The organism is Ohtaekwangia sp. (assembly GCF_036568665.1).
Lineage (GTDB): Bacteria > Bacteroidota > Bacteroidia > Cytophagales > Cyclobacteriaceae > Ohtaekwangia.
In genome coordinates, this window is the sequence record NZ_DATCSD010000140.1 from 1 (window position 1) to 7719 (window position 7719).

Here is a 7719-nt window from a genome sequence, read left to right on the forward strand (position 1 = left end):
AATCAAGTGAGAGATTCATGAAGGGATATTGATTGTAGTTTTTGGATTTAGATTTAGTCAAAGTTTTTGGCGTCTTTACAAAATTAGTCATCCATAAGATTCACTCATAATTCGATTTATTACCCTGTTTTGTGGTATTGATTCAAATGATGATGATGACTGAATCACTTGTGTTGGTTACATACGCTGTTACATAAAGAGGTAAACCTTTTATTCAATCTTGAACTTCTGTACTTGTCAAAAACAAAGCAAAGTTGTTTATCGTTATTTTTGCGACACGTTGAAAAATATCCAAATGAGACTTAGGTCTATTCTCTTCATAATCTCCATCTTCTTATACAGCAATTCAAAATGCCAGCAAATCATAGATTCATGCTTCTTGTCAATCAAGAAACCAGGACAATATGAGGGTTCAGACGATCTTGCCAATATCTGCAAATGCTTTAGCAATTACGAAGCGTCAGACCTGGTTGAATGGGATCCTGTTAACAAGGCTTGGCTCGGACGTTTACCTAATAATCCTACACTAGATTTACCTCCGCCTGAAGGCCCTTGTCTTTCCAGAGCTGTTTGGATGGGCAGTCCGGGATGGACACCCGGAGGGGAAGCATTTGGATTAAGACTGGATGCTTACTTCCAAGAAGGAAAGACTTATACCTACAACTTCACGTATGCAGCTGACGGCGCGTACTCCGACTATGGTTTCGCTCCTGTCATTTACACTAACGACTATCCAGGCTATTTCAAATCTGTAGTCTTAGACACTTTGCCCGTAGCCCAGAACTCTTGGGTCACCAATTCGATTACATTCACTGCCACTGCGAGCCAGGCGAAACACCGATGGTTGATTATTCACGCGTATTATCAATCAGGGATCGTACTTTCAAGCTGTAAGCAAAGAAATGTAATACCTAGGAACTTCTTTCCACACGACACCATTCTTTGCAATGGCGAGACTGTTCGTTTGTTTGCCCCGCAAGGAAATTTATTTGAATACTCGTGGAATACCGGGCAAAAGACCGATTCTATAGACGTTAATACAGCAGGTGATTATAGTCTAGGTATAAAATACTACAACTGTGAAGAAAGAGATACTATAACCCTCATTCCCACCGATTGTGAAGTAAGAATGGAAATGCCTAATATAATTACTCCAAATGGAGACAATCTAAATGAACGTCTTATACCGATTAGTTATAATTATGTTGCATCGGGCAAGCTCCAGATATTCAACCGCTGGGGAAATCGTTTGTTTGAGGGTGATTTATTCTCCGGTTGGAATGGAAAGACTAACAATACGGATGTCCCCACCGGTGTATACTACTATAAGATTGTGTACGAGGACAAAGCCAATAAATTACATCAAGCAAATGGCACCGTAACTATAGCCCGTTAAGCTTCTTCTTCGGTCGTCTGAATACATACTCTACACCGAAGCGAACGCTCACCTTACTGGCAGCAGGAAGTTTACCGGAATATTCCAGACGATACAGCCCCAATACATTGCCTCGAATGTTTCGCGTAATATTAAAGCGTTTACCAAGACCAAAGTAACTTTCATACACGTGCTTGCTCAAAGGCTCACGGGTATTGATAGTGATAGAAGGATGAAGCTTAAGCGCTTCAAATTCTCCATGCACAAACAGCCCTTTGGTAATCGTTAGATCCGCATAGGCTCTTCCGCCGAAAGTTTGAAGGCCTTTCACAAAATAATCGAAGTGCTTGTCAAAGCCAAGCCTGTATATACCGCCTATACCTGTAGTTAAATGGGGAGTAACACGATAACCTACCTGAAGCCGAAACATCTGCTGAAACAAAGTCTTTGGTATAGAGCTGCCACATCAGGCCAGGAACCAGACGCTGATAGAATTTCTTTTCTTCCAGCTCATCTGATTGTTTCTTAAAAATATCTTTTACGCTCTTGATGCGGATGGCTTTGTACTTGGAAAGCTCCAGTTGCTTTTGCGCTAACTGCACTTTACCAGCTTGCTGCATTACATAGTCGTTGGCGACTGCTTTATACTTTCTGCTGATTTCATTTTGCAACAATTTACGATCGCGGTAACGTTGAATCATTGCTTCATATTTAGCCTGCTCTGCGGTTGCTTTTGTAATCTCTTCACTGGCAGCACCTACTTCCGGTATATCGGCGAGTTTTTGTTCGGCTACTTCCGGCAGCTTTTCCAAATTTTCAGGAGCACCTTCTTTAATCTTCTGAAGATCGCCTTCATATTGATCTACACCCTCTAGTTTTGCGTCTATACCGCCTACTTCTTCTTTCAGTCCATTCACTTTACCAAGATCACCTGTTTGTGGAAGATTAATACCGGACACCGTTTTGTCAACTGATGGCAGCTTCAAATCTGTACCTGGTATACCTGTATTTAATTTTTCAGGTGCGTTCAAGTTGGAAATGGATGTGTTAGGTTTCTCTATAGATGGAATAGTTGTTTTGGTAGTTCCAGATATACTGATTAGCTTCTCAGTCACGTTTGATTTTTGACCAATTTTCTTCTCCAGTTCTGTTATCGGGGACGATATTTTTTGCTGAAGGCTATCTATTTTTCTTTGTGCTTGCTGTTCAATGAATTGGGCTTTATCACTAACATACCGTATGCTATCCACAGCGACATCAGCATGAGCTGTGAGCTCGCCCGAGGAATTTGATACTTTCTGATTTTTATTTTCAATAGAATCAGATTTTGGTAGACTGTTTAGTGTGTCAATTCTATTCGATATACTCTTTGGATAACTTGATGTGTTATGCTGAGCGAGTATATTCGCATTGCAGCTAAATACAATCAATAACGATATGATTATTCTCTGCATTAAAAACATCTCGTTTTGAACTATTTGTATCCAGGAGCAGTAAAAATTGATATATAATTCTGAGTTAATTATTTCCGGAAATTTTCTTTATTTCATCGGAATGCCTCTGATTATACTTAATAATATACTCTTCAAAGGAATCATTCTTGAACGACTCTTTTTCGAAGTCAGCCAATAATTCCTTATCCTTTCCGAGTATAGTCCGCATCATTTTTTTGGTAAGCTGATAAGAATTACCATTATTTATGTTTATTACATATTGATATTTGTAATAGGAAATTGGCGACCCGATTGCAAGAATGGGATGCACTGAAGTATAACTATTTCTCTCATCACTAAAAAAACAATATCGTCCCAAAAATTTTACATGCTGGATATGATGACTTTTTATGGTTTCTATGTCATCTAAGAAAAAGTAAATAGTGTCGTTCAGACAGGCTCCCCAGAAACTTTCGACTATAGTTTCATATTTATTCGTATTTAGATTAAGGAGTTTTATTTTATTATTGGTAATCTTAATATCACCGACAATAGAGGGAGAATTTGTTCGAAATTCAGAAAACGTTCTATAGACACCACTACGCTTTTCTGATGAAGCTAGAATATCATTAACTATACCTTGGGAATATGCCTTATTTACAGAGATAAGCAATAAAAATAGAGTTACAGAATTTTTACACATAACTATAATTGACTTTTTTCCAATTCTTCTCTAATAAGACTAAAATTATTCTCCATGAATTTAGAATAATTATCAATGACCATATCGCTAATGAGATCATTGATGGTATTTATATTAGTCCAATCGTAGGGCATGAAGAATGATGGGCTGATTACACTTATTGCTATATAAGGAATGGCAATAATAAATATATAAAATACTATTCCTAAAGCACTCATCGGTACCACTAAAAAGGCTAAATCGGTTAGCACAAGAAATGTAACAAGACAAAGCGGTAGAAAGATGCAAAGTAACAATAACCTCATTCGATTCTTTGACAAGATCATTTTTGGAAAGGATAAGGAGGTTTTATCCTCCAAATCCCTTACTATACCGTATCTATATTTACGAGGAAATAATCGTTCAATTGGAACAAAATAATCAATCTCTGGGATGTGGAATTTTATCCGTTCATAAATGACCATCCTTAAAAATTGTTTGAAAAGGTAATTGTCCTTTTTTAAGAGTTCAATTACATTTTCAACGTTTCCATTGAGTTCGATCTGATTTTCGAAAAAGAATTTTTCTAGATTTCTCATACTAATTCCCCAAAAAATCATCTAGCTTATCGCCTAATTTCTGTACTGCTTTAAGCATAGGTTTCTGCAAATTTACTGCATTTCTCTTCATTCCGTGCCTTAAGAAGTGGTAGTGGGCCTCAACAAGTACTTTCATGCCTGTTGTCCCTGGAGCCACGTACCTTAGCCCAATGCGAAAAGCCTGTCGAGATAAATAATTTACCACTTGATTAGCTGCAATCTCCGTTCTGACGTAGCCAAAGGTCGTTACTGCGTCAACTTCTGCGGCAACACTGCTATATGCAGAAGTAATTGCCGGAACGGCTTCGAAAATCATTCCCCCTCCAACTGCTCCGATTATTCCGTAATGAATCTTCTCTACTGCCTCGAAGTCTTTCTTACCCATTATATATGGGTTATGACTTGAACTGTTTTCATTGGTAAACCAGACGCCCAATGCTCCATAATCCCTTTCCAGAACTTTCCGCTCGTCAACTGTTAGGGTAGGCAAAGTTCCACCCGTAAATACATAATTCTCATCACCCAAATAAGAATAACCTTTTCCGGGATCAGTATCGTGCCACTCAGCTTTGTTGTTGTCCAGATTTAAATACCAATCCAACCCACCATTTTGATCAATGTTATTTAAAGCATTGTTGTTCATTCCTGAGTAGCCTGACCAATGCTGATTATAGGGATCAACAGATGTCCACTTACCTATAACCGGATCGTATTCTCTAAGCTCAAAATGACTCCATCCAGTCTCTAAGTCTTTCTCACTAAACTGCCCCTGATAACTATATCTATACTCAGATTCGTCTGTCTTTTGCTCGCGTATAATATCGCCCCAGGCTCCATAGTCAGTAGCTGCGTTACAAAAAATTAAAGTATGCAAAATCCTTCATTATAAGTTAAAAACTTTTACGAACTCGTGGCATAATTATTTTTATATACAAATAGATCAAATAACTATATAACGCAGAAAACAGAAAAACGCTCAGTAGATGATTACCGAAAAGAATAAATGCAAGCCTATTCCAGCCCACTATATCGAAAAAATCACTATAGTGACGATTGTAATAAATTGAATACACACCATAAGGTTTAAACAGAAAAAAACTTAAAAGAAGAATAAATTTCACAACAATTGTAATTACACCTGTTAGCCAAAAAAAAATTTTATCAATAAAGGTGCCACAACTCAATAAAATAAATAACAAAACATCACATACAAAATATATATACAAGACTTTTCTTTCCTGAAAATGAATCAAAGGTTGTTTCAGGTATAAAACCGCACTGATAGCTTTAGCCAGAAGACTCAGCGTTAAAATTACGGCAATGCAAATTAAAATTACGCGAAGTATCTTAATCTCTTTATCCATAAGAATATAATCACAAATCTATTTACGTATCCAAAACTCCTGTTTTACAGGGTTATATATTTTTCCCAATAATCGCAGTGTATAAAATCCGGGATCGCCTTTACCATTCTTAGATAAAAAATACCAAGTGCCATCCTTACTTTTACCATAAAACAGAGCAGCATGTATATACTCCCTATCATCTTTCATTGCAACAATTGTTTTTCGATTTATCATTTCAGAAGTCTGCCTAAAGTTTTGATCGAGTTCCCTCTCAAAAGTTCCCTCTTCCATTGAAACTCCAGGTTTCTGTCCTTTCGTGTATTTAGTAGCTAACTCAAAACAATTGTAATTATTCATGAAAAAGTCAACAATGTTTGTTTGGCTCCAGTCTTTAAAAATCTGTCCAGTTAATCCTTTATTCAATTGAAATGACTCTCCAACTTTCAGATTGTTAATAGCATTTTTATCATACAATTTGGCTAGGTCTTCGCCATAATTTTTAACTAAGCTTTCATAGGTATCACCATCTTGCTTTGTCATAATTGCATTCCCTTCCTTATCAACTCCAGGAACCCAATTTACTTCACCTCCATTGGGATCATTCCCACTGACAGGATCATTACCCATCCCTATATAAGGACTATAAAACTGATGAATAGGATCTGTAGTTATCCATCTGCCAATGATCGGATCGTATTCTCTAAGCTCAAAATGATTCCATCCCGTTTCTAAATCCCTCTCTGCAAACTGACCTTGATAACTATATCTATATATACTCTCATCCGTCTTTTGCTCGCGTAAAACATCACCCCAGGCTCCGTAATCCGTAGCCTGCGTCACAAAATTAGCGACATGTGAAACTCTAAAGTCATCAAACCACACCTTCGTATTCTCGCTGCCGTTGCTAACCCATGCGTAAATATAGCCAGGTTCGGTTATAGTTACATTCAAGGCGAGCTTTTCGAACATGTTCTTCACCGCACGTTCGTCCGGTTCGAAGGCTGCTGCTTCGCTTACCTGTATGCGGTCGCTGGCAATGCTTTGCATGTTCTTGCTGAACACGATATAGTTCAGGAACGCACTCGGCTGGCTGGCATCTTTACCGGCCCCCATCAGTGCCGGAAGCGCTGCTTGAAAGGTTTGTGTAGCCTGGTTTGCTGACATGGCTTCGAAGCCTTGTACATATGCAAACGTAGAACCCAGCAGTTGTGAGAAAGCGGCCAGTGTAACATTCTCTGTAAAGTCTTCCTTGTGTTCGTAGCGGGCAAAGGTTTCCAGGTTAATCTTGTCACCTGTATTTACTTTCAGCGCTATAGCAGGACCTACGGATTTATCCTGCATATCCATACCCTGGGTGCCGCTGATCCAGTACAGATAGGCGGCCTTATCCGGCTGTGGCACTCCGGCCAGCTTTTCGGTATGGTTCATCTGCACATCCTGTACTTCGGTTTCAAAGATATTCCTGAAGTAATTCATTTCCGTTACGCGCGGGTTGGTGAGATCACTTTGCCCGTTGTCTTCCATCGTAGCGGTATAGGTGTTTATGTTCTCACGCACCAGCGCACGCACGTTGCCCAGATGGTCGGTGAGTTCGTATACCGCACTGCTGTCTTGCGCAGGATAAAATGTACCGAGTTTACCCGCGCCATAGATCGGTACTTCGGTTTGTACCAGCGAAGCTTGATCGGTAGTAGTACTAGTGGCTTTAAACGTCAGGTTGTCGAGTATAGCACCCGTGGCCGTCAGGTTTGCAAAAAGTTGTGCTGTGCTGGATGCTACACCTGTTATTTCCAGGCGCAATGTACCATTCTGCCAGAAACGTAATTTGTCGCCCGTCTTCTCCAGTTTCAGCTTATGACCAAGACTATAGGTAAAGCTTGCCTGCAAGGCCCCGGCTTTGCGGATAACAACGTTGGCGTTGGGTTTCGGATATACACTAAAGTAACATGTTCCGATACCCGATACAGTAAACCCTATATCTACCGGCTGAATATCGTCCAGTACATATTCAAAATAACCATCCTGACCGGCTGCCAGTGTATTGGAAGCCTTTGCCGAACCTGTGGTTGCACCACTTTGTAGTGTTAATGTACCGTTGGTGTTTACTACGTTGGTAAGCGTAGTCCAGTTGATCGGTTGCAGTGGATCGGGAAGTGTACCGGCCTGTTCATATATACTCAGTATGTTACCGGAAGCATCACGGATATACCATGTGGTACGCTTGGTCTGGTAGTTGATCTTGGCAAGCCGGAATCCACGGTCATCGTACAGATATTCAGCATTA

The 7719-nt window shown here is 39.5% G+C and carries 8 protein-coding genes; 1 reads left to right on the plus strand and 7 read right to left on the minus strand.

Annotation, left to right across the window (positions count from 1 at the left end; genetic code table 11):
* The first annotated feature begins 379 nt into the window (after positions 1-379).
* Positions 380-1396 carry a gliding motility-associated C-terminal domain-containing protein gene (locus VIN08_RS07485; RefSeq protein WP_331962558.1) on the plus strand — a complete coding sequence of 339 codons (1017 nt, stop codon included), beginning with the start codon at positions 380-382 and terminating at the stop codon, positions 1394-1396.
* Here the strand turns inward: VIN08_RS07485 and VIN08_RS07490 are convergent.
* From VIN08_RS07490 to VIN08_RS07520, 7 genes are all read right to left on the minus strand, one after another.
* Complete coding sequence (locus tag VIN08_RS07490; RefSeq protein WP_331962561.1) at positions 1383-1805, minus strand: hypothetical protein; 423 nt, start codon at positions 1803-1805, stop codon at positions 1383-1385. The two genes, VIN08_RS07485 and VIN08_RS07490, sit on opposite strands and share 14 nt — an antisense overlap.
* A complete protein-coding gene (locus VIN08_RS07495; RefSeq protein WP_331962564.1) occupies positions 1726-2838 on the minus strand; it encodes a hypothetical protein in 1113 nt (370 codons plus the stop codon). Before VIN08_RS07495 ends, VIN08_RS07490 begins: the two co-directional genes overlap by 80 nt.
* A 55-nt stretch (positions 2839-2893) precedes the next feature.
* Positions 2894-3040, minus strand: coding sequence for a hypothetical protein (locus tag VIN08_RS07500; protein WP_331962567.1), 147 nt, complete (start codon positions 3038-3040; stop codon positions 2894-2896).
* A gap of 473 nt (positions 3041-3513) precedes the next feature.
* On the minus strand, positions 3514-4089 hold the full coding sequence (locus tag VIN08_RS07505; protein WP_331962570.1) for a hypothetical protein: 576 nt from the start codon (positions 4087-4089) through the stop codon (positions 3514-3516).
* 1 nt (position 4090) lies between these two features.
* Positions 4091-4963 (minus strand): RHS repeat-associated core domain-containing protein, encoded by an 873-nt coding sequence (locus VIN08_RS07510; protein WP_331962572.1) that lies wholly within the window; start codon positions 4961-4963, stop codon positions 4091-4093.
* A gap of 16 nt (positions 4964-4979) precedes the next feature.
* Entirely contained in the window at positions 4980-5453 is a 474-nt protein-coding gene (locus VIN08_RS07515) for a hypothetical protein (RefSeq protein ID WP_331962575.1), read from the minus strand.
* An 18-nt stretch (positions 5454-5471) separates the two neighbouring features.
* A partial coding sequence (locus tag VIN08_RS07520) for an RHS repeat-associated core domain-containing protein (protein WP_331962578.1) occupies positions 5472-7719 on the minus strand: 2248 nt, incomplete at its 5' end.

Coding starts and splice junctions, on each gene's coding strand:
- VIN08_RS07490 (WP_331962561.1), bottom strand. CDS start 1,805: ATGTTTCGGCTTCAGGTAGGTTATCGTGTTACTCCCCATTTAACTACA.
- VIN08_RS07495 (WP_331962564.1), bottom strand. CDS start 2,838: ATGTTTTTAATGCAGAGAATAATCATATCGTTATTGATTGTATTTAGC.
- VIN08_RS07505 (WP_331962570.1), bottom strand. CDS start 4,089: ATGAGAAATCTAGAAAAATTCTTTTTCGAAAATCAGATCGAACTCAAT.
- VIN08_RS07500 (WP_331962567.1), bottom strand. CDS start 3,040: ATGATGCGGACTATACTCGGAAAGGATAAGGAATTATTGGCTGACTTC.
- VIN08_RS07515 (WP_331962575.1), bottom strand. CDS start 5,453: ATGGATAAAGAGATTAAGATACTTCGCGTAATTTTAATTTGCATTGCC.